Annotated in this window: 22 protein-coding genes; 9 read left to right on the top strand and 13 right to left on the bottom strand. The window is 68.0% G+C overall.

Translation table 11 applies throughout. From position 1 onward, the window contains the following. Positions 1 to 459: 459 nt before the first annotated feature. From LRM18_RS07675 to LRM18_RS07685, 3 genes are read right to left on the bottom strand one after another with little or no spacing between them, the layout of a single operon-like run. Positions 460 to 1,779 carry a HAMP domain-containing sensor histidine kinase gene (locus tag LRM18_RS07675; protein ID WP_270953145.1) on the bottom strand — a complete coding sequence of 440 codons (1,320 nt, stop codon included), beginning with the start codon at positions 1,777 to 1,779 and terminating at the stop codon, positions 460 to 462. Next, positions 1,776 to 2,435, bottom strand: a complete 660-nt coding sequence (locus LRM18_RS07680) for a response regulator transcription factor (protein ID WP_053461613.1) — start codon at positions 2,433 to 2,435, stop codon at positions 1,776 to 1,778. Before LRM18_RS07680 ends, LRM18_RS07675 begins: the two co-directional genes overlap by 4 nt. After that, positions 2,435 to 2,725 carry a PepSY domain-containing protein gene (locus tag LRM18_RS07685; protein ID WP_057494342.1) on the bottom strand — a complete coding sequence of 97 codons (291 nt, stop codon included), beginning with the start codon at positions 2,723 to 2,725 and terminating at the stop codon, positions 2,435 to 2,437. Before LRM18_RS07685 ends, LRM18_RS07680 begins: the two co-directional genes overlap by 1 nt. 151 nt (positions 2,726 to 2,876) lie before the next feature. On the opposite strand from LRM18_RS07685, the gene LRM18_RS07690 reads away from it, so the two are divergent. Then, on the top strand, positions 2,877 to 3,311 hold the full coding sequence (locus LRM18_RS07690; RefSeq protein WP_049461647.1) for a PepSY domain-containing protein: 435 nt from the start codon (positions 2,877 to 2,879) through the stop codon (positions 3,309 to 3,311). A gap of 115 nt (positions 3,312 to 3,426) precedes the next feature. Here the strand turns inward: LRM18_RS07690 and LRM18_RS07695 are convergent, their stop codons facing one another. The 3 genes from LRM18_RS07695 to LRM18_RS07705 all read right to left on the bottom strand — a co-directional run bounded on the left by LRM18_RS07695 (position 3,427) and on the right by LRM18_RS07705 (position 5,746). After that, positions 3,427 to 3,906 (bottom strand): hypothetical protein, encoded by a 480-nt coding sequence (locus tag LRM18_RS07695; protein ID WP_014038776.1) that lies wholly within the window; start codon positions 3,904 to 3,906, stop codon positions 3,427 to 3,429. 125 nt (positions 3,907 to 4,031) lie between these two features. After that, positions 4,032 to 5,240, bottom strand: coding sequence for an FAD-dependent oxidoreductase (locus tag LRM18_RS07700; protein ID WP_270953166.1), 1,209 nt, complete (start codon positions 5,238 to 5,240; stop codon positions 4,032 to 4,034). An 11-nt stretch (positions 5,241 to 5,251) separates the two neighbouring features. Then, a complete protein-coding gene (locus tag LRM18_RS07705) occupies positions 5,252 to 5,746 on the bottom strand; it encodes a lipocalin family protein (RefSeq protein WP_057494340.1) in 495 nt (164 codons plus the stop codon). 182 nt (positions 5,747 to 5,928) lie between these two features. Between LRM18_RS07705 and LRM18_RS07710 the strand changes: the two genes are divergently transcribed. Continuing rightward, entirely contained in the window at positions 5,929 to 6,177 is a 249-nt protein-coding gene (locus LRM18_RS07710; protein ID WP_006474562.1) for a hypothetical protein, read from the top strand. Positions 6,178 to 6,288: 111 nt separating this feature from the next. Beyond that, complete coding sequence (locus LRM18_RS07715; protein WP_270953178.1) at positions 6,289 to 8,715, top strand: DUF3772 domain-containing protein; 2,427 nt, start codon at positions 6,289 to 6,291, stop codon at positions 8,713 to 8,715. Positions 8,716 to 8,907: 192 nt separating this feature from the next. Here LRM18_RS07715 and LRM18_RS07720 read toward each other — a convergent pair whose 3' ends face one another. Next, a complete protein-coding gene (locus tag LRM18_RS07720) occupies positions 8,908 to 11,013 on the bottom strand; it encodes a phosphoglycerol transferase I (protein ID WP_049468071.1) in 2,106 nt (701 codons plus the stop codon). A gap of 243 nt (positions 11,014 to 11,256) precedes the next feature. After that, positions 11,257 to 12,900, bottom strand: coding sequence for an AarF/UbiB family protein (locus LRM18_RS07725; protein WP_229302013.1), 1,644 nt, complete (start codon positions 12,898 to 12,900; stop codon positions 11,257 to 11,259). Between the two features lie 248 nt (positions 12,901 to 13,148). Here LRM18_RS07725 and LRM18_RS07730 point away from each other — a divergent pair, with 248 nt between their 5' ends. Then, the gene (locus tag LRM18_RS07730; RefSeq protein ID WP_064239404.1) at positions 13,149 to 14,075 is read left to right on the top strand and encodes a DUF808 domain-containing protein; all 927 of its coding nucleotides are present in this window, start codon (positions 13,149 to 13,151) and stop codon (positions 14,073 to 14,075) included. A gap of 64 nt (positions 14,076 to 14,139) precedes the next feature. Here the strand turns inward: LRM18_RS07730 and LRM18_RS07735 are convergent, their stop codons facing one another. Continuing rightward, positions 14,140 to 15,678 carry a GGDEF domain-containing protein gene (locus tag LRM18_RS07735; RefSeq protein ID WP_149901747.1) on the bottom strand — a complete coding sequence of 513 codons (1,539 nt, stop codon included), beginning with the start codon at positions 15,676 to 15,678 and terminating at the stop codon, positions 14,140 to 14,142. 105 nt (positions 15,679 to 15,783) lie between these two features. Between LRM18_RS07735 and LRM18_RS07740 the strand changes: the two genes are divergently transcribed. The 3 genes from LRM18_RS07740 (at position 15,784) to LRM18_RS07750 (ending at position 17,715) form a co-directional block, all read left to right on the top strand. Further along, positions 15,784 to 16,419, top strand: coding sequence for an NAD(P)H-binding protein (locus tag LRM18_RS07740; RefSeq protein ID WP_049468062.1), 636 nt, complete (start codon positions 15,784 to 15,786; stop codon positions 16,417 to 16,419). Beyond that, entirely contained in the window at positions 16,419 to 17,126 is a 708-nt protein-coding gene (locus tag LRM18_RS07745) for a YafY family protein (protein ID WP_049468061.1), read from the top strand. Before LRM18_RS07740 ends, LRM18_RS07745 begins: the two co-directional genes overlap by 1 nt. Positions 17,127 to 17,328: 202 nt before the next feature. After that, a complete protein-coding gene (locus LRM18_RS07750) occupies positions 17,329 to 17,715 on the top strand; it encodes a VOC family protein (RefSeq protein WP_064239402.1) in 387 nt (128 codons plus the stop codon). Positions 17,716 to 17,792: 77 nt separating this feature from the next. Here the strand turns inward: LRM18_RS07750 and LRM18_RS07755 are convergent, their stop codons facing one another. The 4 genes from LRM18_RS07755 to pdhA are packed head-to-tail and all read right to left on the bottom strand — an operon-like array spanning position 17,793 to position 21,684. Next, on the bottom strand, positions 17,793 to 19,190 hold the full coding sequence (locus tag LRM18_RS07755; RefSeq protein WP_270953187.1) for a dihydrolipoamide acetyltransferase family protein: 1,398 nt from the start codon (positions 19,188 to 19,190) through the stop codon (positions 17,793 to 17,795). Continuing rightward, positions 19,187 to 19,540, bottom strand: a complete 354-nt coding sequence (locus tag LRM18_RS07760) for an SH3 domain-containing protein (protein WP_005411349.1) — start codon at positions 19,538 to 19,540, stop codon at positions 19,187 to 19,189. Before LRM18_RS07760 ends, LRM18_RS07755 begins: the two co-directional genes overlap by 4 nt. A gap of 1 nt (position 19,541) precedes the next feature. Beyond that, positions 19,542 to 20,609 carry an alpha-ketoacid dehydrogenase subunit beta gene (locus tag LRM18_RS07765; RefSeq protein WP_049468055.1) on the bottom strand — a complete coding sequence of 356 codons (1,068 nt, stop codon included), beginning with the start codon at positions 20,607 to 20,609 and terminating at the stop codon, positions 19,542 to 19,544. Then, positions 20,602 to 21,684, bottom strand: a complete 1,083-nt coding sequence (gene pdhA, locus LRM18_RS07770; RefSeq protein ID WP_270953231.1) for a pyruvate dehydrogenase (acetyl-transferring) E1 component subunit alpha — start codon at positions 21,682 to 21,684, stop codon at positions 20,602 to 20,604. Before pdhA ends, LRM18_RS07765 begins: the two co-directional genes overlap by 8 nt. Before the next feature lie 336 nt (positions 21,685 to 22,020). Between pdhA and LRM18_RS07775 the strand changes: the two genes are divergently transcribed. After that, positions 22,021 to 22,896, top strand: a complete 876-nt coding sequence (locus LRM18_RS07775) for a tryptophan 2,3-dioxygenase family protein (protein WP_206631760.1) — start codon at positions 22,021 to 22,023, stop codon at positions 22,894 to 22,896. 180 nt (positions 22,897 to 23,076) lie between these two features. After that, a complete protein-coding gene (locus tag LRM18_RS07780) occupies positions 23,077 to 24,576 on the top strand; it encodes an oligopeptide:H+ symporter (protein WP_049468052.1) in 1,500 nt (499 codons plus the stop codon). Positions 24,577 to 24,588: the final 12 nt, after the last annotated feature.

Genomic DNA, 24,588 nt, shown 5'->3' on the forward strand with positions numbered 1-24,588 from the left:
GTTCCCGGTGATCACGTGGCTGCCGGCCAGCGGCCGGCACTACCCATCGCTAGGTTGGCCAATGTCGACGCCTACTGGGCGTACGGCGACCGGTCGGATTGCCGCTCGGTAGAGCCGGCCGCTGGCCGGCTTCCGCAGGGTGTTCCCAGTGATCACGTGGCTGCCGGCCAGCGGCCGGCACTACCCATCGCTAGGTTGGCCAATGTCGACGCCTACCGGGCGTACGGCGACCGGTCGGTTGCCGCTTGGTAGAGCCGGCCGCTGGCCGGCTTTCGCAGGGTGTCCCCGGTGATCGCGTGGTTGCCGGCCAGCGGCCGGCACTACCCATCGTCAGGTTGGCCAATGCCGACGCCTACCGGGTGTACGGCGACCGGTCGGATTGCCGCCTGGTAGAGCCGGCCGCTGGCCGGCTTCGTTGCCGGCCAGCGGCCGGCACTACCCACCGTTGGGTTGGCTGCGTCACGCCACCGGCAACCACAAGGTTGCACGCAATCCCGGCTGTGCATTCTCCAGCGCCAGGCGCCCGCCATAACTGGCGGCGATGTCCCCCACGATCGCCAACCCCAATCCACTGCTGCCCTCGCGCTCATCCAGCCGCACGCCGCGCTGGGTGACCTGTTCCAGGGCGTCTGCAGCCAGGCCGGGACCGTCGTCGCGCACTTCGATGCGTAGCTGCCCTTCGCTGGTTTCCGCTTCGACAGTGACCTGCTGTTGCGCCCAGCGCCCGGCGTTGTCCAACAGGTTGCCCAGCATCTCCTCCAGATCCGCACTGGCACCGGCGAATTGCAACGCCGGGTCGATGCCTTCCGCCGTGAACGCAATGCTGCGCTCGCCATGCACGCGTGCCATCAATTGGCACAGCGCCTGCGCGACAGCGGCCACGTCGGCGCGCTGGCGATGGTCGGCGGCCAGTCCTGCAGCCAGGTAACGGTCGACACTGGCCTGCATGCGTGCGCTCTGCTCGCGCACGGTGGCGCGCCAGTGCGTACCGTCGCCGTCGGCCTCGGTGGCCAATACGCTCAGTGGTGTCTTCAGCGCATGCGCCAGATCCTGTGCACTGGTGCGCGCACGCGCGACCATGCGCTGCTGGTGGTCCAGCAGCGCGTTGAGTTCTTCACCCAGCGGTGCGACCTCCGCGCCCAGTCCCTGCGTATCGATGCGCTGCGCATCGCCGCGCCGTACCTGTTCCAGCTGCGCACCGAGGCGATGCAGCGGGCGCAGGCCGAAGCGCACCTGGCTGCCCAGCACCGCCAGCCACGCCGCGACCAGCAGGCCCAGGGCGATGGCGGTGCGCTTGCGGAACGCGGCGACATCGGCATCCAGCGCGCTGCGATCGGTGGCGACCACGGCTACGAACGGTTCGCTGGCGCGTGGCAGGCGCACCTGCTGCACGCGTGCGCGCAGGGATTGCTGCAACGGTCCGGGCAGGTTGCGCGTGGCCGGACCGGCAGCCGGTGTCGGTAGGCATTCATCCCACAGCGAGCGTGACTGCAGCAGCACGCGGCCATCGGCACCGGCGATCTGCCAGTAGGCACCGGAGAACACGCGCTGGAAGCGTGCGTCATTGGGTTCCTGGCGCAGGCGCAGCTGCCCGTCCGCATCCACTTCGGCCTGTGCCAGCAGGGTCAGCATGTCCTGCTGCAGTTCGTGGTCGAGGCGGTCGCGCGCACTGCGCTTGAACAGCTCGCCCAACAGCGCGCTGGCCAGCAGCGAGACCAGCAGCAGGCCGACGCCGCCGGCCAGCAGCAGGCGCCGTCGCAGCGACGGTTGCCGCTTCATGGCGCGGCCAGCCGCCAGCCCTGGCCGCGCACGGTCTGGATCAGGTCGATGCCGAGCTTGCGGCGAACTCGTCCGAGCAGCACGTCCAAGGCGTTGGAGTCCGGGTCATGGCCGCCGTCGAACACCTGTTCGCCCAAGCGGTCGCGGCCGATCACCTGCCCACTGTGGTGGATGAAATAGCTGAGCAGACGGAACTCCTGCGGGCTGAGGGGCAGCGCCTGCCCATCCAGTTCAAAGCGGCCGGCATTGACGTCCAGCTGCAGCGGGCCGCAGTGCAGGCGCGGGCTGGCGTGGCCATGGCTGCGGCGGATCAGGGCGCGCAGGCGCAGCACCAGTTCGTCGGCCTGGAATGGCTTGGTGAGGTAATCGTCGGCACCGGCGTCGAAGCCGGCCAGTTTGTCGTGCCAGCGCCCGCGCGCGGTCAGTACCAGCACCGGAAAGCTGCGGCCATTGCCGCGCCAGCGCTCGATCACGCTCAGTCCGTCCAGCCCGGGCAGACCGAGGTCGACGATGGCGGCCTGCAGGTCTTCGATCTGGCCGATCTCCTCGGCCTGGCGACCATCGGCAACCACCTCCACCACATAACCAGCCTGCTCCAGCAGCGGCACCAACCGTTGTGCCAGTGCGGCATCGTCTTCGGCCAACAGGATGCGCATCAGTCGTCGAGCTCCGTCTTCAGCAGCTTTCCGCTGCGCGCATCATAGTCCAGCTCCACCACCACGCCGTCGCCGCGCAGGATCTCCACTTCGTAGACGCCGTCGTCCAGCTCCACTTCCAGCAGCTGGCCCGGGTAGCGCTTGAGCGCATCGCGCACCACGCTTTCCAGCGGCACGTAGCGGCCCTGCTGCACGGCGCGGCGCGCGACCTGCTGCGCCGGGTCCTGCACGGGCGCGGCGGCGGTCGGGGCGTTGGCCAGGGCCAGCAGCAGGGGCAGGGTGGCGAGCATGCGGGTACGTAAGGAAAGAGGGGTACAGGCGCGAGTGTGGCGCGGATGACTAACAGCCGGCTAACAGCCACGGCTAAGGCGCTGTTAGCCGTGGCATGCATCGTGGCGTTGCCGGGATGGTCCGGCCACGAATACGAACAGGAGAACCCCCATGTTGAAGTCGCTCACCCTCGCCACCGTTGCCCTGCTGGCCATTGCACCGGCCGCACAGGCCGCACCGCTGGGCATGGCCCAGGTCGAACAGACCCTGCGCAAAGCCGGCTACACCCAGATCCACGAGATCGAACGCGATGACGGCCTGTGGGAGGCCGACGTGAGCCGTGCCGATGGCCGCTTCAGCGAGGTCTACGTGGACCCGAAGACCGGCGAGATCTTCGATGAGCACAGCGGCCGTACGCTGCTGACCACCGAGCAGGTACTGGCACGCGCACAGGCGCATGGCCTGCGCGAGATCCATTCGCTGGAGCGCGACGGGGCGACCTGGTCGCTGGAAGCCCGCAATGCCCGCAACCAGAAGGTGGAAGTGCGCCTGAGCGGCTACGACGGCCGCATCCTGCACAGCGAGCGCGATGGCTGGCTGGATTGATTCGCGCGCGGGAAGGGGCCGGCCGCAGGCCGGCACGGCACATGCAAGGTCGACACCTACCAAGCGTACGCAGCGGTAGCAGCCGACCTTGGTCGGCCCAGGCCTGGCGCGGGGCTTACCAGCCGTACGGCGGCGGGTAATCCCAGCCCGGGCCGCGGCCGTAGTAGCCGCCATACGGGCCGAAGAAGCCCGGGCCCTTGCCCTCACTCACGTGGATGTTGAGGTTGACCCCATGGGTCTTGCCCTCATCGGTGGTGTAGTTCTTGCTCAGGTTCAGCGTGGCCGCGTTGTAGTGGCTGTTGCCACCGTTCTTCGAATAGCCGATGCCGGTGGTGAAGCTGCCGGACACCTTGACCTTGTCGTCGGTCACGTCGGCGATCTTCGCATCGTCGTGTACGCGCGGGCCGCTCTTGTCACCGTAATAGGTGCCGGGCGGGTCCTGCTGCAGGGCCGGGTCGTTGAGGTAGCGCATCGGCGCCTGCGGCAGCGTCAGGTCCAGGCCAGCGGCCTGCGGCGCAGTGGCGCCAGCGGCGGACTGGGCCAGCACGGTTCCCGGCAGGGCCAGGCACAGCAGCAGGGTCAGGGGGCGGATCATGACGGCGCTCCAGCGGACAGGTGGCCACGCAACACGCGGCGGTACAGGCCGACGCTAGCAGGGGTTGCTTGAATGATGCCTGTCGGCGCCGGATTGGGGTAGAGCCGGCCGCGGCCGGCTGCAGGTCACAACCGCCCGAACCCGAACAGCCCTTCCAGCGCATGCCTGCGCCGCTCGATCCGGGCCCGCAGCAGCTGGGCGCCGATCATCGAATAAGTGATGCCGTTGCCGCCGTAGGCCATGGCGAAATGGACCCGCGGCCCCCACTGCGCGTGCGGGCCGAAGAAGGGCAGGCCGTCGGCGGTTTCGGCGAAGGTGCCGGCCCAGGAAAAGGCGGGCACCGGGTCCAGGCGCGGGAACCAGTGCAGGAGCTGATCCATCAGCTTGTCGGCCTTGCGCTGCACGCGCCGGTCGCGCCGCGCCGGGATATCGATGGCGTCGTCCAGGCCACCCACCAGCAGGCGGCGGTCACCGGTGACGCGCAGGTACAGGTACGGGCGTGCGCTCTCCCACACCATCGCGCGCTGCAGCCGGCCCAGTACGTCCGCATCGATCGGATCGGTGATGAAGGCATAGCTGCTGCGGTTGCGCGCGACCCGCTGTTCCAGCCAGCGCTGGTTGGCGTAGCCCATGGCCAGGACCACGTGGCGGGCACGGACCGTGGCGCCGGCCTCGGTCATCGCGGTTACGCCCTGAGCGCCGGGCTTGAGCGTGTGCAGCACGGTGCGGTCGTGCACGTGGCCACCGCGGCGACGCAGCCGCTGGAGCAGGCCGTAGGTGAGGCGGTAGGGGTCGACCCGGGCCGCCTGGCGGGTCAGCAGGGCGCCGCCCGCATCCACGTCGAAGCGTTCGCGCAGCGCCTCCCGGTCCAGCCAGCGGGCGTCCAGTCCGATATCACGGCGCGCAGCACCCTCGGCCATCAGGCGCGGCACGTCGCGCCGCCGGCTGGCCAGGTACAGGCTGTCCATCTGCCGGAAATCCACGTCCTTCAGCCCACGCGCCACTTCACCCAGTGCCGGGATTGCATCGGCACAGGCCAGGTAGGCCAGGGCGGCAGCGTCCTTGCCATAGCGCTGGGCCAGTTCCAGCAGGTGGGTGTCGATCTCGTACTGCAGCAGCGCGGTGCTCGCGGCCGTGCTGCCCCAGCCGATGTCGCGCTGCTCGATCACGGCCACCTCGTGGCCGTGGTGGGACAGCGCGTCGGCGATCAGCGCACCGGTGATGCCGCCACCGACCACCAGCACGTCGCAGCGCAGATCCTGCTCCAGCGGGGGAAAGGCCTGCAGCAGCCCGTTGCGTACCGCCCACCAGGGGTAGCCACTTTTCAGGTCCATGCGACAGGTGCTCAGGCGGTGGGGTGGCCGGTGTGCGGGGTCTGGATCAGTTCGGACAGATCGAAGCCCTGCAGGCGCGCTGCGGCCAGATAATGGTCCTGCACGGTCGCATCCAGGCGCGGCTCGCGCGCCAGCAGCCACAGGTACTTGCGGTCCGGGCTGCCGACCAGCGACACGCTGTAGTCCGGGGCGACCTGGATCACCCAGTAGTCGCCCTTGGCGAACGGCAGCCAGCGCAGGCCCTTGGGCAGGAAGCTGACCTCCAGCCGCGCGCTGTCGTTGTCGACGGCACAGGCCTCGCCGGTAGCTTCTTCGATCTCGCCATCCATGCGGCAGCGGTTGGTGACGCCGACATTGCCGTTGTCGAGCAGGGTGTAGTGCGCCGATACGTCGGTGCAGCCTTCCGGCTCGTGGCGCATCGGCAGGCGTGCGATCTCGTACCAGGTGCCCAGGTAGCGCGGCAGCTTGAGGTCGGCGACGGTCTTCAGCGGCGGGTGGTCGGTCATCGGCAGTCGGGGCGGGGGTGGGCCTCCACGATGCCGATGGCCCTGCCATGGGCGGGTGAAGCCGGGGCGATGGCCACGTCCAGAACGTTGCGTCGCCCCGGCGGCGTGCACGTTGTCACCGGCGCGGCGGTATCCTGCCGCCAGCGCCGTGTTTCCCTGATCCAACCGAGGTGGAGGTGCCGATGTACCAGGTGATCCTGTTGAAGAGTGAATCCGCGTTCGCGCGCGAACAGTGGCCGCAGGTCGATGACCTGGTCGACTACGAGGGCGTCAGCTACAGCCTGCGTGCCGGCCCGCGCCAGCCATTGCCGACCGATCATGACTGGCATCCGGTGGCGGTGTATGCGCCCGATGAGATCACCGAGGAGGAGTTCCAGGACTGGTATGCGCTGCAACAGCCGACGGTGGAAGAGCTGCGCCTGAAGTACTGAGGACTGCCGATGGGGCGGTCGAGCGGCCCGAGGCCGCTGCTGCCGCGCATCCGTCCTTTACCGCCTCTGCCGTATAGTCGCGCGCAGGCGCGGTGGTCCGCGCGAACCGGTGTGTCTGGCGTGTCTTTCTTCCTGCGATCGATCCGTGCACGGGGGCCCTGGTGGGTCCTGCTGCTGTGCACTGCCTTCCTGCTGTCCGCACCCGTACTGGCGCAGGATGAGGACCCTACGCCGAAGCAGCAGCTGGCGGACATCGATGCGAGCCTGAAGGACGTCGAGCGCAAGCGTGGCGATGCGGAAGCCACCGAGACACTGGCGATGCTGTCCGAGAATGCCTCGCAGGCACGGCGCGACGCCGAGGCGCTGGAAAAGGCACTGCAGCCACAGCTGGACCGCCTCAACGAGCAGTTGGTGCAGCTGGGCACGCCGGCCGAGGGGGCCACTGAGCCGCCGGAGCTGGCGGCGCAACGGCGCAGCCTCACCAAGCAACGCGACGGCCTGGCCGCTTCGGTGGTGCAGGCCAAGGCCACTGCCGTGCGCGCGCAGCAGTTGGCCACCGATATCGAGCAGCAGCGCACCGCGCAACGTACTGAAGAGCTGGGCCAGAAGGTCGCCTCGCCGCTGTCGCCGGCGTTGTGGAGCAAGGTGGCCGAGCGCCTGCCGATCGATATCGCCCGCGTTGCGCCGTTGGCCCAGCAGGGACGCGATGCGCTGGCCGCCGGCATCCGCAGCCATGGATGGGGCACGCCGCTGCTGGGCCTGCTGGCTGCGCTGGTGATGATGTTCCCGCTGCGGCTGTGGCTGCGCGCGCTGGGGCGGCGGTTTGCCGCGTCCGAGCGCGCCCCTGACGGCCGCCTGCGCCGCTCCGGCCTGGCCATGTGGCTGTTGCTGGTGGGCACGCTGCTGCCGGGCTATGCCGTGGTGGTGCTGATGGCGGCACTGGATGCCATCGACGGGATCGCGCCACGGTTGCAGGTGGTGGCGGACGGCCTGGAGACCGCCACCTTCCGCGCGGCCTTCATTGCCGCGCTCAGTGCCTGCATGCTGGTGCCCAAGCGCCCGTCATGGCGGCTGTTGAACCTGGATGACACCGCCGCGCTGAAGCTGCGCAAGTACGCCTGGGGCGCGGCGGCGCTGGCCTGGCTGAGTACGGTGCTGGTCGCGCTCGATCAGGCCACGCGCACCAGCGACGTCACCACCGTTGCGCTGGACGGCCTGATTGCCCTGACCTACCTCGGCCTGATCATGGCCATGCTGGTGACCCTGGCGCGCCTGCACCGCCGGCAGACCGCCGAGGCCGAAGCCAAGCTGGAGGCGCAGGCCGACGGCCTCGGGGCAAGCACGCCGGTGCGGCGCAGCAGCTGGCTGGTGCTGGCGCGGGTGGCGGGCAACATCGCGGTGGTGGCGGCCATCGTCGCGACCCTGCTGGGCTACCTGAATCTTGCCAAGTTCGTGAACCAGCAGCTGATCGGCGGCAGCATCGTGGTGCTGGCCGCGACCCTGCTGTTCAAGTTCGTCGATGACCTGAGCACCTGGATGCTCAACGCCGACAGCAAGGTCGGCCAGACCATCCTGCTCAGCACCGGCCTGAGCGTGTCGCGGCTGGAACAGGCCGGCGTGCTGCTGTCGGCCGCGCTGCGCACGATCGTGGTGCTGCTGGCACTGCTGGCGCTGGTGGCGCCGTTCGGCAACATCGGTGCGGTGGTCGAGCGCTTCTTTTCGCTGTTCACCTCGGGATTCGATGTCGGTGGCACCAAACTGGAGCCAGTGCGGATCGTGCTGGCGGTGCTGGTGCTGCTGGCCGGCCTGGCCATCACCCAGCTGGTCCAGCGCTGGCTGACCGACACCTACCTGCCCAAGACCGAGCTGGACCTGGGTGCACGCAATTCGGTGAGTACCGTTGCCCGTTACGTGGGCATCATCATCGCGGTGATCTGGGCGCTGTCGGCCATGGGCCTGCAGCTGAGCAAGCTCGCGTTGCTGGTCAGCGCGCTGTCGGTGGGTATTGGTTTCGGCCTGCAGGTGATCACCCAGAACTTCGTCTCCGGCCTGATCCTGCTGGCCGAGCGGCCGGTGAAGATCGGTGATTGGGTGAAGCTGGGCGACCAGGAGGGCGACATCCGCCGCATCAGCCTGCGTTCGACCGAGATCCAGGTGGGCGACAAGTCGACGTTGATCGTGCCCAACTCCGAGCTGGTCACCAAGACCGTGCGCAACATGACGATGGGCAACAACCAGGGCCGCATCCAGATCCAGTTCGCGGTGCCGCCCAGTACCGATGTCGGCTCCCTGCGCGAGGCGCTGCTGGAGGCCTACGGCGCACATACCAATGTGCTGAAGCAGCCCGCGCCGACGGTGTACATCGACAGCATCGGCGGGGGCCAGATCACCATCAACAGCTTCGCCTACGTGGCCAGCCCGCGACAGGTCTATGCCACCCGCAGCGATCTGTACTTCAGCCTGCTGCAGATCCTGGCCGAGCGGAACATCCCGTTGTCGACGCCGACCGATATCCACATCACCCGCGACCCGCAGTAGTGCCGGCCGCTGGCCGGCAAGCTCAGCAGCAACAGTGTGCTGGGGTCAGATCCGTTTGCCTCCGGAAAACGGATCTGACCCCACGAGCATCCGGCAGATCGCGGAACGCTGTCGAGGGCGGGGTGGGTCCGGAGCGTGCCGGCCAGCGGCCGGCACTACCGCGGGTGCAGGGCGCAGCCCTGCCAGGAACCCTTACCCCCGTGGTCGGCTGCGCGACGGCACCAGGGCGAACGTATCCACTGCCAGCTTCTCGGCATGGTTCAGCCACGCGCGGATTTCCAGATCATCCACTTCGTGGTCCAGCCCGAAGGAGACGTTGATCTTGCCGTTGGCATCAGGCTGCACCCACTGCTGGGCCAGCACCACCTTGCGCTGCGAGGACACCGCTTCGATCCAGAAACCACGATCCGGGCGCGTGCTCGCCACCAGCTGCAGCATGTACTGGCCGGCGCGGGTGCGGCGCCCCTTCTGGGTAATCATGTGCGCCTGGCGCACGCTCGGGCGCGGGCCCTGGAATGCATCAAGCGGTGCATCCACCGCGATGCCACCGCGCAGGTCGTCGTCGCGGTACAGCTTGATGCCGTTGTCGCGGTTGACGAGCAGCGCACACCAGTCGCCGTCGGCCGAGCCGTCCTCGAACGCGGTGCAGCGATCAACATAGGCCAGCGTGTTGTCCGGATCCGCGTCATCGAACTGGCGCGAGGTATTTTCCAGATATACCGACTTCAGCCCCCAGTCCTTGTCGTACTCCAGCAGCACCGGTGGCTGCACGTGCTGCAGGCCAACCACGACCTGGTCATCGCCATCGATCTTCAGTTCGCGGGTCGGTTCGCCCAGCCACAGCGAACGGGCGAACGCCAGGTACTGCGGGTAGTCGCGGCCGCCGTCGCGGCGCGCGGCCACGCTGGCACTCGGCGCGCGCGTTTCATCCAGCAGCGAGCGGCCAAAGCCCATGGTCCGCAGTTTCGGGTCCAGCAGGCTGAGCAGGGTGGCGCCGGAATCCAGTGTCGAACCGTCGTCCACCGCCAGCTGGCGCGGCGCCACGCCCTCGCCGAGGAACAGCAGCAGGTTCTCGCGCTTCTGCTTGGCCAGCACGTGGCTGAGGTCGTTGGGCATCGCCAGGTGGTCGGAGGCGATCACGATCAGCGTGTCCTTGCCATACGGACTGGCCTGGATGCGCTCGACCAGCTGCGAGATCAGCCGGTCGGTGCACTTGAGTGCATTGAGCAGGCCGATGTTGCCGTAGCCGCTCTGGTAGCGCTCGCCCTTGCACGATACCGGCAGGTGTCCCGCCGGATGGTGGGTGTCCATGGTCAGCGTGGTCAGCATGAACGGAGAACCGGCACGCGAGAGCTGCTCGAAGCGCTGGTAGGCGGTATCGAGCAGCACGTCGTCGTGCACGCCCCAGGCCGAGTAGTGGATGCGGCCGATCTTCTTCTGCTGCTTGAACCACGCCAGGTCATGCACTTCGTCGAAGCCATGGCTGGCCAGGAACTGGCCCTTGCCGGCGAACTGGCCGTTGGCGCCGCCCAGATAATGGTTGGTGTAGCCCTGTTGCTTCAGGTAGTCGCCCAGGCACACCGCCTTGGGCAGGAAACTGCCCATGCGGTCCATGCTGTTTTCATCGCCCTGCGAAGTGGTCAGCGGCACGCCGCACATCGATGAGACCAGGCCGGCGATGGTCCAGCCACTGCCTTCGGCCGAGGCCAGGCCCCGCACATCCAGCGACTGGCTGGCGAGGCGGTGGAGGTTGGGCATCAGCCCGGGAAACACGGCTTCGTCCAGGTAGGTGCGTTCCAGGCTTTCACCGTAGATCCAGACGATGTTGCGCGGGTGCTGCAGCGGCTGCGTCGGCACCTGGTACTCGGGGGCGATGCGGGCGAAATCGACCGGGCGCAGCTGCTGGTAGAGGCGCTGGCCATCGCGGGCCAGTGGGCTGATCAGGATCGTTGCGATCCAGACAACGGCGAAGCCGGCAAACCAGCCGCCACCGTGGCCCGGCCGGCGCCAGCGCTTCACCCGCGTGGCAAACAGCGGCAGCAGCGAGACCAGCGCAAGCACCACGAAGCCGGCGATGTAGCCCTTGAAGTCTGCGATACCGGCGCCTTCCATGTCGGCGCCGAGGTGGTACAGGGTGGCGGCGTTGAGCCCGTCACCGGACAGCTTGTCGATCAGCCACCACGCGCTGAGCAGGAGCAGCAGCAGCGAAAACGCACCGGCCTTCCACCACACCCACCGGTCGGAGGCGAGGAACAACCAGCACAGCAGCAACAACGACAGCAGCAGTATCCAGAGCATAGGCAGCTTCGGCAGTGACGGGGTGGTGGTGATGGACGTCGTACCGACGCGTGTCCATCCGACCGGCGCTGCCGCAAGCACATGCAGATGACAGGCCGATGACCCGATAGTGCATGCACGAACCTGACTGAAATGTTTGTTGAAATGACGCGCGCGCAATGGCGCTCACAAGGTAAAACGAGCGTGAAATGCTGCGTTGGATTGCATTAAAAAACGCATGAATACGGCTGTTTCGCCAATACACTAGCGGTGCCCGCGCTCCTCGCGTGCGCGTGCACGACGATCAAACAGCAATGCACTGGTCACGATGCCCAGGCCCAGCACCACGCCGATCATCAGCAGCACCAGCGCGATGAGGGGATAGCCGAACAGGTGCCAGCCCGTGTCGATCTTCATCATCAGCGCGGCGGCCATGATCAGTGCTGCGCTGATGATGCCGGCCGCCACGCGGTTGGCGATCTTCTGCAGGTTTTCCATCAGCCGTGATTCTTCCAGCCCGGTCACCTTCATCTGCAGGCGGTTCTCGGCCAGCAGCGCCATGATGTCCGACAGCTTGCGGGGGCCATCGCGCAGCAGCTGCTGCATTTCCATCGCTTCGCTGGCGATGTTGGCCGCGGACAGCGACTTCTTCAGGCGCGCGCGCATCACGTGCTGCAGCTGGCGCTCGACGATGCGGCGGGTATCCAGCTCCGGTGCCAGCAGCCGGCACACCGTTTCCAGGTTGAGCAGTGCTTTGCCCAGCAGGCTCAATTCCGGCGGGGTGCGCAGGCCGCAGGCCGTGGCGATGCGCACCATGTCCAGCACCACGCGGCCTTCGGAGAAGCTGCCACTGGCCGCATAGCGCGCGATCAGCTGGCCGGTTTCGCGCAGGTAGCGCTCTTCATCGAAGGCCTCCAGCCGCGTGCTGATGCTGATCAGGTCATCGGCCACTTCCTCGCCACGGCCGTCGACCGCCGCGAACAGGATCTTCAGCAGACGCTCGCGCAGGCGCGGTGGCATGTGCGCGACCATGCCCAGGTCGAAGATCGCCAGCCGGCCATCGGGCATCACCCGCAGGTTGCCCGGGTGCGGGTCTGCATGGATCTCGCCATGCACGAAGATCTGGTCCAGGTAGCCGCGGATCAGCGCGGCCGCCAACGGGTCCATGTCCTGCTCGGTGCGGCGTACGCCGGAGATCGCATCCACGCGCACGCCGGTGGCAAGCTCCATCGTCAGCACGCGCTGGCTGCTGTAGTCCCAGATCGGCTGCGGCACCCACAGCCGGCGGAACGGCCGCAGGTGCCGTCCGAAGCGCGCCAGGTTTTCGGCCTCGGCGTGGTAATCCAGCTCCTGCATCAGGGTCTTGGCGAACTCGTTGAGCCAGTCGCGCAACCGCACGCGGCGGCCGACCTGGGTCAAGTGGTCGGCGGCCAGCGCGAAGCTGCGCAGTGCCTCCAGGTCCGAGCGCAGCTGCGCGGCCACTTCGGGCTTCTGCACTTTCACCGCCACCTGGCGGCCATCGTGCAGCACCGCGCGATGCACCTGCGCGATCGACGCACAGCCCAACGGCTCGGGATCGAACGAGGCAAACAGCTTGTTCACCCCTACGCCCAGTTCCTGCTCGATGATCGCGTGGATGCGCTCGACGGGGATTGGCGCCACCTTCTCCTGCATGCGCTCCAGCGCCGTGGCGAACTCCACCGGCACCATGTCCGGCCGCGTGGACAGCATCTGGCCCAGCTTGACGAAGGTCGGCCCCAGGGCTTCCAGGTCGCTGACGAACTGCTCCGGATTGCCGTCGGCGGGCACGTCGGCCTGGCTGCTTGCCGCATCCAGGTTCATGCCCGAGAACACGCCCGAGTGGCGATAGCGCATCAGCAGGCGCAGGATCTGGCTGCGCCGGTTCATGCCCTTGACCAGCGGGGGATTGCCATTGGCGGCGGACGGATTGCTCAAGCGGGACTCCCATGCGACGAAGACAGGTAGCGCCAGCCGTTGGCCGGCAATGTCCGAAACTGTGCGGCAGCCGGCCAGCGGCAGGTACTACCGGGTTTCCCAGTGTCGCCGGGCGGCGGTGGGCATGCGGTGAATCCGGCGTCTTCCGCAGTCCACACCGGATCGGTCAGAATCCGCTCATCCCCTTTCTTGGACGCCCCATGGCCGGTGCCAGCCTGTTCGCCCTGCTCGACGACATCGCCACCCTGCTCGACGATGTCTCGGTCCTGACCAAGGTCGCGGCGAAAAAGACCGCCGGCGTGCTCGGCGACGATCTGGCGCTGAACGCGCAGCAGGTCACCGGGGTCAATGCCAACCGCGAACTGCCGGTGGTGTGGGCGGTGGCCAAGGGCTCGCTGCTCAACAAGGTGATCCTGGTGCCGGCGGCACTGGCGATCAGTGCGCTGGAAGCCTGGCTGCACGGCCGTGGCTGGAACGTGCCGCTGATCGTGCCGCTGATGATGATCGGCGGTGCTTTCCTGTGCTTTGAGGGCGTGGAGAAGCTGGCGCATCGTTTCCTGCATTCCTCCGAGGACGATGCCGAGCGCCTGGCCGAGCGGCGCAAGGCGCTGGCCGACGCGCAGGTGGACATGGTCGCGTGGGAGAAGGACAAGGTGAAGGGCGCGATCCGCACCGACTTCATCCTGTCGGCCGAGATCATCGTGCTGACCCTGGGCGTGGTCGCCACCGCTCCGTTCACCAACCAGGTGATCACCCTGGCCGTGGTGGCGCTGGCGATGACGGTGTTCGTCTACGGACTGGTGGCCGGCATCGTCAAGCTCGACGACGTCGGCCTGTACCTGTCGCGCAAAGGCGGCGCCATCGCCGCCTTCGGTCGTGGTCTGGTGGCCTCGGCACCGTGGCTGATGAAGTTCCTGTCGGTGGCCGGCACCATCGCCATGTTCCTGGTCGGCGGCGGCATCCTGGTCCACAACGTGCCGGCGCTGCACCACGCGGTGCAGGCGCTGGGCGGCCAGGGCCAGTGGGGCTGGCTGGTCAGTGCGGTCGGCAACATGGTGGTGGGCATCATCGCCGGTGCCATCGTGCTGGCGGCAGTGACCGGCTTCCAGAAGCTGCGCGGTAAGTAAGCCCGTGGACCCTCGGGGTCAGATGCCTTTTCCGTTGGGAAAGGGATCTGGCTCCATTCCACGATCACCCTGCCTGCACGCGGTTCTTGCCCTGTCGCTTGGCCGCATACAACGCGTCATCCGCACGCCGCAGCAGGGCCTCGGCATCATCGCCGGGCTGCCATTGCGACAGGCCGGCGCTGAAGTGCACCGGCACGCGGCGGTCCTGCACGGTCAGCACGCGATGGGCCAGCGAGCGCTGCAGGCGCTGCACGGTGGCCATGCTGTCGGCCGCCTGGGTTTCCGGCAGTACCAGCACGAACTCGTCGCCGCCCAGCCGTGCGATGCCATCGGTCGCCCGCAGCAGCAGCTTGCACACGGCCACCAGGTGCTGCAGCAGCGCGTCGCCACCGGCATGGCCGTGTGCATCGTTGGTCTGGTGGAAATCGTCCAGGTCGATCACCGCCACGCCCAGGGGGGCGTTGTTGCGTGCGGCACGGGCCAGCTCGCGCTGCAGCAGTTCATCCAGGCCACGGCGGTTCAGCGCCTGGGTCAGTGGATCGATGCGCGCCAGGTCACCCGCAGCCCGCAGCTCCTGCTCCAGCTCGGCAATGCGCTGCTCTGCACGTTCCACCTCCAGCCGCGCGTTGGCCAGATGATCGCGGGCCTGTGCGGCCTGCTGCTGCACCTTGCCGGTGTCGCGCATCACGTCCTGCAGCAGCTGGTTGAGGTCGGCGATGCTGCGTGCCTCGCGCAGCTGCAGCGCGTAGCTGCCGATGCGGTCATGGTATTCGCCGGTACTGGTGGCCATGCCATCCATGCGCTCGATGAACTCGCCCATCAACCCGCGCATGGCCGCCTTCGAATCGTCGATGCCCTGGCGCAGCAGGCCCTGCTTGTAGATCACTTCGCGCAGTTCGGCGCGGGTGCGCTCGACCGCTTCGGCTTCCAACGGCCCGTCCAGCAGTTGCTGTACTGCGGCGATCTGGCCCTGCAGCCAGCTGCGGTCATCCAGCAGCTCGCTCACGTTCTCCAGCAGCAGCGCGAACAGCTCCAGCAGCAGCGCCTGCTGCTCCTGCCAGCTCTCGGCGCGCACGCCGACCTGGTGGCCAAGCTCGCGCACCCCCTGCTCGATCGGCTCCAGGGCGGTACCCGGTTGCCACTGGCGCAGGCGCACGGCCAGCGCCTGTGCCTGCTCGCGCAGGTCCGGGTCATGCTGCAGCAGCGCCACCACCGCGCCGCCCAACAGCAGCCGCAGCTGCTCGGACAGGCGCAGGCTTTCCGGCTGCCCGTCCGGGGAATGCTGCTCGATGGTGCGGATGTACTTGTCGATCAGCTGCCGCATCGCGCGCCCGTAACGCGGCCAATCGGCACTGGCCTGCGCCGATTGCAGGCGGTCACCCATGTCGCCCAGTTCGCCGGGCAGGGTGGCCATGCCGTTGGCGAACGCGGCCAGCAGGGGCTCCGGCGCGTCGGCCCCGGCGAACAGCTGCTGCAGCGCCACGCCACCGCCGCCCTGCAGCACCACACGATCACCCCGGCCGTCGTCCGCCGCCGCGCGCACGCGTGCCGGCGGCCCAAGGCCGGTGCCGGGTGCAGGGCGGGGATCGGGCTGGTCCGTCATCGAGCGAATCCTGGGGCTGGCAGGGTCTGGTTCCAGCATATCGGCGCGGCCGCCGAGGGCTTGAACGGCTAGGATGGGCGACAGGATGCCGTAGTGGAGGTGGGGATGCGCGTGATGCTGCTGGGGGCGACCGGCCTGGTCGGTGGGCAGGTCCTGCCGATGTTGCTGGATGACCCGCGCTGCCGCGCCGTCGTGGCGCCCACCCGACGGCCGCTGGCGCTGCGTGATCCGAAGCTGCACGCGCCGGTGCTGCAGTTCGATGCGCTGCCCGATGCACCGGCGTGGGCCCGCGTGGACGCGGTGATCTGCGCGCTGGGCAGTACCCTGGCCCAGGCCGGCAGCCGGGAAGCCTTCCGTCGCATCGACCACGGCTACCCGATGGCGTTTGCCCGTCTTGCCCGGGCCGAGGGCGCCCGCGCCTTCGCACTGAATTCCGCCGCCGGTGCCAATCCGCAGTCACTGATCTTCTACAGCCGGGTCAAGGGCGAGCTGGAACGTGATCTGCGTGCGCTGGGTTTTGCCTCTTTGACCCTGGTCCGGCCGGGCTTGATCGGCGGCGAACGCAACGAAGTCCGGCGCGGAGAGCGATGGGCGCTGTCGGTGCTGGGCGCGCTGGGACCAGTGCTGCCGCGGTCATGGCGGATCAATCCGGCGGGTGAGATCGCCCGGGCGCTGGTCGAGGCCGCACTGGCCCCGCATCCGGGCGAACACGTGGTGGCATCCCGCGCGCTGGTCGGCTGATGTCGCGTGCGCTCCGCCTGAACCAGCTGCAGCAGCTGCTGCGCCGCCATCGGCGACCAGTGGCGGGGCAGGCGCTGGCCGATGCGCTGGGTATCAGCCTGCGCACGCTGTACCGCGATATCGAAACCCTGCGCGAGCAGGGCGCCGACCTGCGCGGCGAGGCCGGCGTCGGTTACCTGCTGGCCCCCAGCGATACCCTGCCGCCGATGACCCTGCCACCGGCCGAGATCGACGCGCTGGTGCTGGGACTGCGTTGGGTCGCGGCGCGCACCGAGCCGGCGCTGGCCGAGGCTGCACGTGACGCCCTGGCGCGCATCGCGCACGTATTGCCCGTGGCGCGCCGCGAGGCCCTGCGTGACAGCGGCCTGCGCGTTGGCCCATCGCGTGCTGCGGCCAAGGTGCCGGCTGCACGCCTGCAGGCCGTGCGCGAAGCCGTGGGTGCGCAGCAGCGCCTGCAGTTCGGCTACCAGGACGCGCAGGGCCAGCGCAGCGAACGGATCGTCTGGCCGTTCGCGCTGGGCTACTTCGATGAAGTGCCGATGCTGGCGGCCTGGTGTGAGCGCCGCGAGGATTTCCGCCACTTCCGGCTGGACCGCATCCGCCAGGTGCGGGTGCTGGAGGAGCACTATCGGGTGCCGCGTGCCACCCTGCTGCGGCGCTGGCAGAAGGCACAGGGCATCGCGCCGGACTGGCTGGATCGTTCGTAGCATCGGGCCCGCTCGACTGCTTCTGCGTTCAGCTTCCTGCCTCTGGGGGAGGGCGGCCTTCGCACTTTGCTCCTGGTAGGGGTCGAGCTTGCTCGGCCGCCTTTGATCTTCGCGAGCAGCAGTCGAGCACGCTCGACGCTGCTGACAGAATCTGCCAGCAGGGCCGTACCACCATGATCGCTCCCAACAACGGAGCTTCCCCATGTTCAAGCCCAGCACCCTACTGCAGTACGTGCGCGACGTTACCGCCAGCGCCACTTTCTACAGCGGCATCCTCGGCAAGCCGCCGGTGGAGCAGTCGCCCGGCTTTGCCCTGTTCCTGCTCGGCGATGGCGCCGCACTCGGCCTGTGGCAACGCGATGACGTGCAACCGCCGGTGTCCGCGCAGGCCGGTGCCGCCGAACTGGCGATGGTTGTGCCCAACCCGGAGGTCGTGCAGCAGCTGCACGATGCGTGGCGTGCACTCGGCGTGGAGATCCTGCAGGCGCCGGTGACATTGGAATTCGGCCACACTTTCGTCGGGGCAGACCCGGATGGGCACCGCCTGCGTGTGTACAGCCGCGCCGAGGGCATGGTCGCGCGCGATTGATCGCATGCATTCTGTAGAGCGGGCATAAAAAAACGCCGGGCAATGCCCGGCGTTCGTGTTTCACAGGTGGTGGCCGATCAGCTGGCCAGCGCCAGGTCGTCCATCATCGCGCGCAGGAAGCGGGCGGCTTCACCGCCGGTGGCTGCGCGGTGGTCGAAGGTGACCGACAGCGGGATCACCTTGTGCGCTTCCACGCCGCCCATCACCGGGGTCATCTGGTGGCGGGCACGGCCGGCACCGACGATGGCCACGCACGGCGGCACCACGACCGGGGTCGCGTAGCGGCCGGCGAACATGCCGAAGTTGGACAGCGAGATGGTGTAGCCGCTCAGTTCCGAGGCGGCGATCGAACGCGATTCCACCTGCTCGCGCAGGCGGTTGACGCCTTCGCGGATGCCGCGTGCATCGAGCATGTCGGCATTGCGCAGGGCCGGCACGAACAGGCCGTCGTCGGTGTCCACGGCGATGCCGATGTCCACCTGCGCGTGCAGGGTGCGGGTCAGTGCTTCGCCGTCGAACCAGGCGTTCATCGCCGGCACCTTCTGTGCGGCAACGACGATGGCGCGCACCAGGCGGGCGGTGACGTCGTTGCCGGGCAGCCAGGCGTGGATGTCGGCGTCGTCGTTCAGCGTGGTCGGCACGACCTTGCTGTGCGCATCGGCCATCACGCGGGCCATGTTGCGGCGCACGCCCTTCAGCGGTTCCGGCTGGCCCTTGGCGACCACGCCCGGCGGCTGGGTGCGCATCGGCTTGCCGGCGGCAGACAGCGGGGTACGGGCTTCGCTCTGCACCGGGGCGGACACCTGCGCGGGGACCGGCGCGGCATACGCGGCGGCGGCAACCGGCGCCGGAGCAGCGCCGAGCTTGGCGGTGCCGTTGGCGGCGGCCTGCTTGACGTCGGTCATGGTCACCGCGCCATCGGTGCCGGTGGCGGCCACGCGGCTCAGGTCCACGCCCAGCTTGCGCGCCATCGCACGCACGGCCGGCACGGCCTTGACGCCACCGACGGCCAGCGCCTGTTCGGCATGCACGGCATTGGAGCTCTGCATGGCGCCGACCACGGTGCCGGCGTCATCACGCTCGGCCGCGGCGGGCTTGGCGTCCTCGGCGGCAACCGGAGCGGCCGCAGCCGGCAGCGGCGGCGGGGTCGGTGCGGCCGTCGGCGCGGCCGGTGCTGCGTGGCCATGGCTGTGGCCGGTGTCCTGGCCATCGGCGCGCTGCGGCAGGTTCGGGTCCAGCTCGAAGCTGGCCAGCACCGAGCCGGTCGGGATGATGTCGCCGGCACCGCCGGACAGCTTCAGCACCTTGCCGGAGAACGGCGAGGGCACTTCCACCACGGCCTTGGCGGTCTCCATCGAGACCAGCGGCTCGTCCAGCTTGATCACATCGCCTTCCTTGACGAACCACTCGACGATGGTCGCGTCCGGCAGGCCTTCGCCCAGGTCGGGCAGGTTGAAGTTCTTGATCTGGCTCATTTGCAGTTCTCTTCCAGCAGTTCCAGTTCGCGGGCCGGCAGCCAACCCGTCGCGCCATTGGCGCGCTCGGACCACCACCACCCGCCGTGTTCGTGATGAAGCTTCACCATCTCGCCGCTTTCCACATCCAGCTCGCGGGCGTCGTAGTCGCACAGGGCTTCGGCGCGACCCTCGTCCAGCAGCTGCAACCAGGCGATGGGCGCCCATCCAGCGCGCCCATCGTTGGTGCGTACCCAGGCAAACGCCGGCCATTCCTCGTCACGGACACCTACTTCGACGATCTGGCCGGTGTGGAACCGGAGCGGGTTGGGATACTGGCTGCGGTAAGCCCCCAGAAGGCGGGCCCGCATGTCAGCCGGCCGCCACCGCGCGCTTGGCCGCAGCCACGATCCGCTCGACGCTCGGCAGGTACTTCATTTCCAGGCGGAACAGCGGAATGTGGGTGTCGTAGCCAGTGACGCGCTCGACCGGGGCCAGCAGGTCGTAGATCGATTCCTCGGCCAGGCGCGCGGCGATCTCGGCGCCGAAGCCCGCCGTCTTCGGGGCCTCCTGCACGATCACGCAGCGGCCGGTCTTGGCCACCGACTCGGCAATGGTGGCGAAGTCCAGCGGACGCAGCGTGGCCACGTCGATGACTTCGGCACTGATGCCTTCGCCGGCCAGCTTGTCGGCCGCTTCCAGCGCTTCCTTCACCTGCGCGCCCCAGGTCACCAGGGTCACGTCGGTGCCGTCGCGCAGCACGAAGCAGACGTCCAGCGGCAGGGCTTCACCGTCGTTGACGACCACTTCCTTGTACTGGCGGTAGATGCGCTTGGGCTCCATGTAGATCACCGGATCCGGTTCGCGGATCGCGGCCAGCAGCAGGCCGTAGGCGCGCTGCGGCGACGACGGCAGCACCACGCGCAGGCCCGGCACGTTGGTGAAGATCGCCTCGTTGGCTTCGCTGTGGTGTTCCGGCGCGCGGATGCCGCCGCCCCACGGCACGCGCAGCACCATCGGGCAGTGCAGGCGGCCACGGGTGCGGTAGCGCAGGCGCGCGGCGTGGCAGACGATATGGTCGACCATCGGGTACATGAAGCCGTCGAACTGGGCTTCGGCCACCGGCTTCATTCCCTGTGCGGCCAGGCCGATGGTCAGGCCGGCGATGGTGGTCTCGTCCAGCGGGGTGTCGAGGATGCGGTCCGAGCCGAAGCGCTGCTGCAGACCGGCGGTGGCGCGGAACACGCCGCCGTTGACGCCCACGTCTTCGCCCAGCACCAGCACCGACGGGTCATGTTCCAGCTCCCAGGCCAGCGCTTGGGTGATGGCTTCGATGAGGGTGATCGGGGTGGTGGTCATGCTGTCATCTCCGCGCGCGACAGCAGCGCTGTCGGCGGCGTTGGTGTGCGCGCCGGGCGCGTTGTTCTTGATCTCATCCATGGCGCTTCTCCAGGGCGATCGCCTGGGCACGCTGGGCCAGCAGGTCCGGCGGCGGATCGGCATACAGGAAGTCGAACATCGCCTCGACCGGCTGCACCGGCGTATTGAGGTACAGGTTCACTTCCTCGTCCACGCGCGCGCCGCACTCGGCGGTCCAGGTGGCTTCTTCTTCCTCGCTCCACACGCCGGCGTTGATCAGGTACTTGCGCAGGCGCAGCATCGGCTCGCGCTGCCAGGCATCCTTCACTTCGGCGTCGTCGCGGTAGCGGCGCGCGTCGTCGGCGGTGGTGTGGTCGGACAGGCGGTAGGTCATCAGTTCCAGCACCGTGCCACCGTCGCCGGCCAGCGCACGCTCGCGCGCCTGCTCCATCGCCGCCAGCACGGCGATCAGGTCGTTGCCGTCCACCTGCAGGCAGTGCAGGCCGCCGGCCAGGCCCTTCTGTGCCAGCGTCTCGGCACCGGTCTGGGCCGAACGCGGGACCGAGATGGCCCAGCCGTTGTTGACGATGCACAGGATCAGCGGGAGCTTGTAGGCGCCGGCCGAATTCAGTGCCGCGTAGAAGTCGGTCTTGGAGCTGCCGCCATCGCCACACACGGCCACGGCGATCTGCGGTTCCTTGTTGAGCTTGAACTTCAGCGCGGCACCGGCGGCATGCAGGCACTGGGTGGAAATCGGCACGCAGAACGGGAAGTCCTTGGCCGCGTTGCCGCCGTAATCGTTGCCGCGTTCGTCGCCGCCCCAGTACATCAGCACGTCGTGCGGGCGCACGCCCCGCATGAACATCGCGCCATACTCGCGGTACGAAGGCGCGAACACGTCGTCCTTCTGCATCGCCGCGCCGATGCCCACGTGCGCGGCTTCATGGCCCAGGCAGGCGGCATAGGTGCCCAGCTTGCCGGTGCGCTGCAGCGCGATGGACTTGCTGTCGAACGTGCGTACGAACAGCATCTGCTTGAACAGCGGTACCAGGACCTTGGGGTCGCGCAGCGACGCGGGCAGGTCATCGCGGACGAGCTTGCCGTCCGCGTCCAGATACTGCAGGTATTCGATCTTGAATTCAGCGGCAACCGTCATTGCGTACTGCACCTTCGACAGAGAAGTTACAAATGATATGAATCGCCATGTTAAGGAACGCGTACGGAATAGCCTTCCTGCGCCGCAACACGGCAACGCCCTGTTTTACCCCTGCCGGCGGGTGGGGGGCCAATAACAACAACGTATTCAGTCGTTGCTGCAAAGCATCAGAATACGCCTCTGGCTGACCGCCGGCGCAACGGCCCGATCGGTTCCACGCGCAGGCCCCGCATCGGCCAATGCTCCACGGGGCACCGCACGCCCCGGTATGGACGGCGCGGCTGCCCGCGCGGCTGGCAACGCGCTACCCTTGCCGCCCCCGATCTGGCCGCACCCATGTCCGTCGACAACAACCAACGCGATCTCGAAGCCGGCATCCACACCGACCTGCAGGGCCGCCTGACCTATGGTGGTTACCTGCGGCTGGACCAGCTGCTCAGCGCGCAGCAGCCGTTGTCCAGTCCGCCGCATCACGACGAGATGCTCTTCATCATCCAGCACCAGACCTCGGAGCTGTGGCTGAAGCTGCTGGGCCACGAACTGCGTGCGGCGATCGGCTTCCTGCAGCGCGATGAGGTGTGGCAGTGCCGCAAGGTGCTGGCCCGCAGCAAGCAGGTGCTGCGCCAGCTCACCGAGCAATGGTCGGTGCTGGAAACGCTGACCCCGTCCGAGTACATGGGCTTCCGCGACGTGCTGGGCCCGTCCTCGGGCTTCCAGTCGCTGCAGTACCGCTACATCGAGTTCCTGCTGGGCAACAAGAACGCGCAGATGCTGCAGGTGTTCGAGCACGATCCGGCCGGGCAGGCGCAGCTGCGCACCGTGCTGGAGGCACCGAGCCTGTACGAGGAGTTCCTGAAGTACCTGGCGCGCTTCGGTCATGCCGTCCCGGCGGTGTACGAGGCCCATGACTGGACCCAGCCGCATGTGGCCGACGACGCCCTGCAGCCGGTCTTCGAGCGCATCTACCAGGACACCGACCGCTACTGGCGCGAGTACGCGCTGTGCGAGGACCTGGTGGACCTGGAGACCGCCTTCCAGCTGTGGCGATTCCGGCACATGCGCACGGTGATGCGGGTGATCGGCTTCAAGCGCGGCACCGGCGGCTCGTCCGGCGTAGGCTTCCTGGCCAAGGCGCTGGAGCTGACCTTCTTCCCCGAACTGTTCCAGGTACGCACCAGCCTGCAGGCCGCGCCCCCCTCAGCGCTGGGCTGATCCCCATTCAGCTTGGCGCCGGCCGCTGGCTGGATCGTTTCAGATGCAAGTTCAGCGAGCAGGCCGGCACCTGCCTCAAACGGCGTGTATTTGACGTGAACGCCAGAAGTCGGTGATCCTCGCGCGTTGCTCCAACTGCACAGCGGACGTGCTCGTCATCCACCGAACCAGGAAATCCGCATGAGCCTAAACGCCACTGCGAACACCCCAGAGCCGGCGCTGCCGGACTTCAAGACCACGCTGGGCCACCCGCGCCCGTTGTGGATGCTGTTCATGACCGAGTTCTGGGAGCGCTTTGCGTTCTATGGCATCCGCTGGGCCTTGGTGCTGTACATCGTCGCCCAGTTCTACAACGGCAGCGCTGCCGGTGAAGGCGACGCCAGCCGCATCTATGGCGCCTACCTGGCCCTGGTGTACGCCGCGGCGATCTTCGGTGGCTACGTGGCTGACCGGGTCCTGGGCTACCAGCGCTCGATCCTGACCGGCGCGATCATCATGGCCGCCGGCCTGTTCATGATCTCGCTGCCGCAGGAGCACATCTTCAAGCTAGGCCTGGCCACGATCATCGTCGGCAACGGCCTGTTCAAGCCGAACATCTCGACCATGGTCGGCAAGCTGTACGGCCTGAAGGACGAGCGCCGCGACTCGGGCTTCACCATCTTCTACATGGGCATCAACATCGGCGCGATGATCGCCCCGGTGCTGACCGAGTACCTGGCCCGCAAGGTGTTCGGTACCGATGCGATGCCGTCCTACAAGGTCGTGTTCATCGCTTCGGGCGTGGGCATGCTGATCTCGCTGGTGTGGTTCTACATCGGTCGTGCCGGCCTGAAGGGCATCGGCGCGCCGCCGGCCGGCGCTGAAGGCTTCGGCCGCATCATCATGGTGCTCGCCGGTGCCGTGGTCGCCATCCCGGTGGCGTACTTCCTGCTGGCCACCGGCGCCACCGCGCTGGCCTGGATCCTGGGCGCGATGTTCACCGCCCTGGCCGTGCTGCTGCTGGTCGAGGGCGTCCGCGAGGGCAAGGTGCAGCGCGACCGCGTGATCGCCATGCTGATCATCTTCGCCTTCAACGTGATGTTCTGGATGTTCTTCGAACAGGCCGGCAGCTCGTTCACCTTCCTGGCCGAGAACATCGTCAACCGCCAGTTCGGCAGCTGGACCTTCCCCACTGCATGGTTCCAGTCGGTCAACTCGGTGGCGATCATCACCCTGGCGCCGGTCATCGCCTGGATCTGGGTGGCCATGGGCCGTGCCAATCCGTCCATTCCGCGCAAGTTCGGCCTGGGCCTGCTGTTCAACGGCGCCGCCTTCGCCCTGCTGATGTTCGCCCTGTCGCAGATGGTCGTGGACGGCAAGATTCCGTTCTGGACCCTGTTCATGGTCTACGTCATCCAGTCGGTCGGTGAGCTGTGCCTGTCGCCGATCGGCCTGTCGATGGTGACCAAGCTGGCCCCGGTGCGCCTGGTCGGCTTCGGCATGGGTGGCTGGTTCCTGTCCACCGGCATCGGCAACAACCTGTCGGGCATCTTCGCTGGCGTGGTCAGTGGTGAAGGCGGCATGACGGTCGAGTCGGCCCTGAAGGGGTATACCTTCGGGTTCTGGGCCCTGATCGGCTCCGGCGTGGTGCTGTTCCTGATCGCCCCGCTGATCAACAAGCTGATGCACGGCGTCAAATGATGATGAGAGGGT

The organism is Stenotrophomonas sp. PI_27, from assembly GCF_027854495.1.
GTDB classification, from domain to species: domain Bacteria; phylum Pseudomonadota; class Gammaproteobacteria; order Xanthomonadales; family Xanthomonadaceae; genus Stenotrophomonas; species Stenotrophomonas pavanii.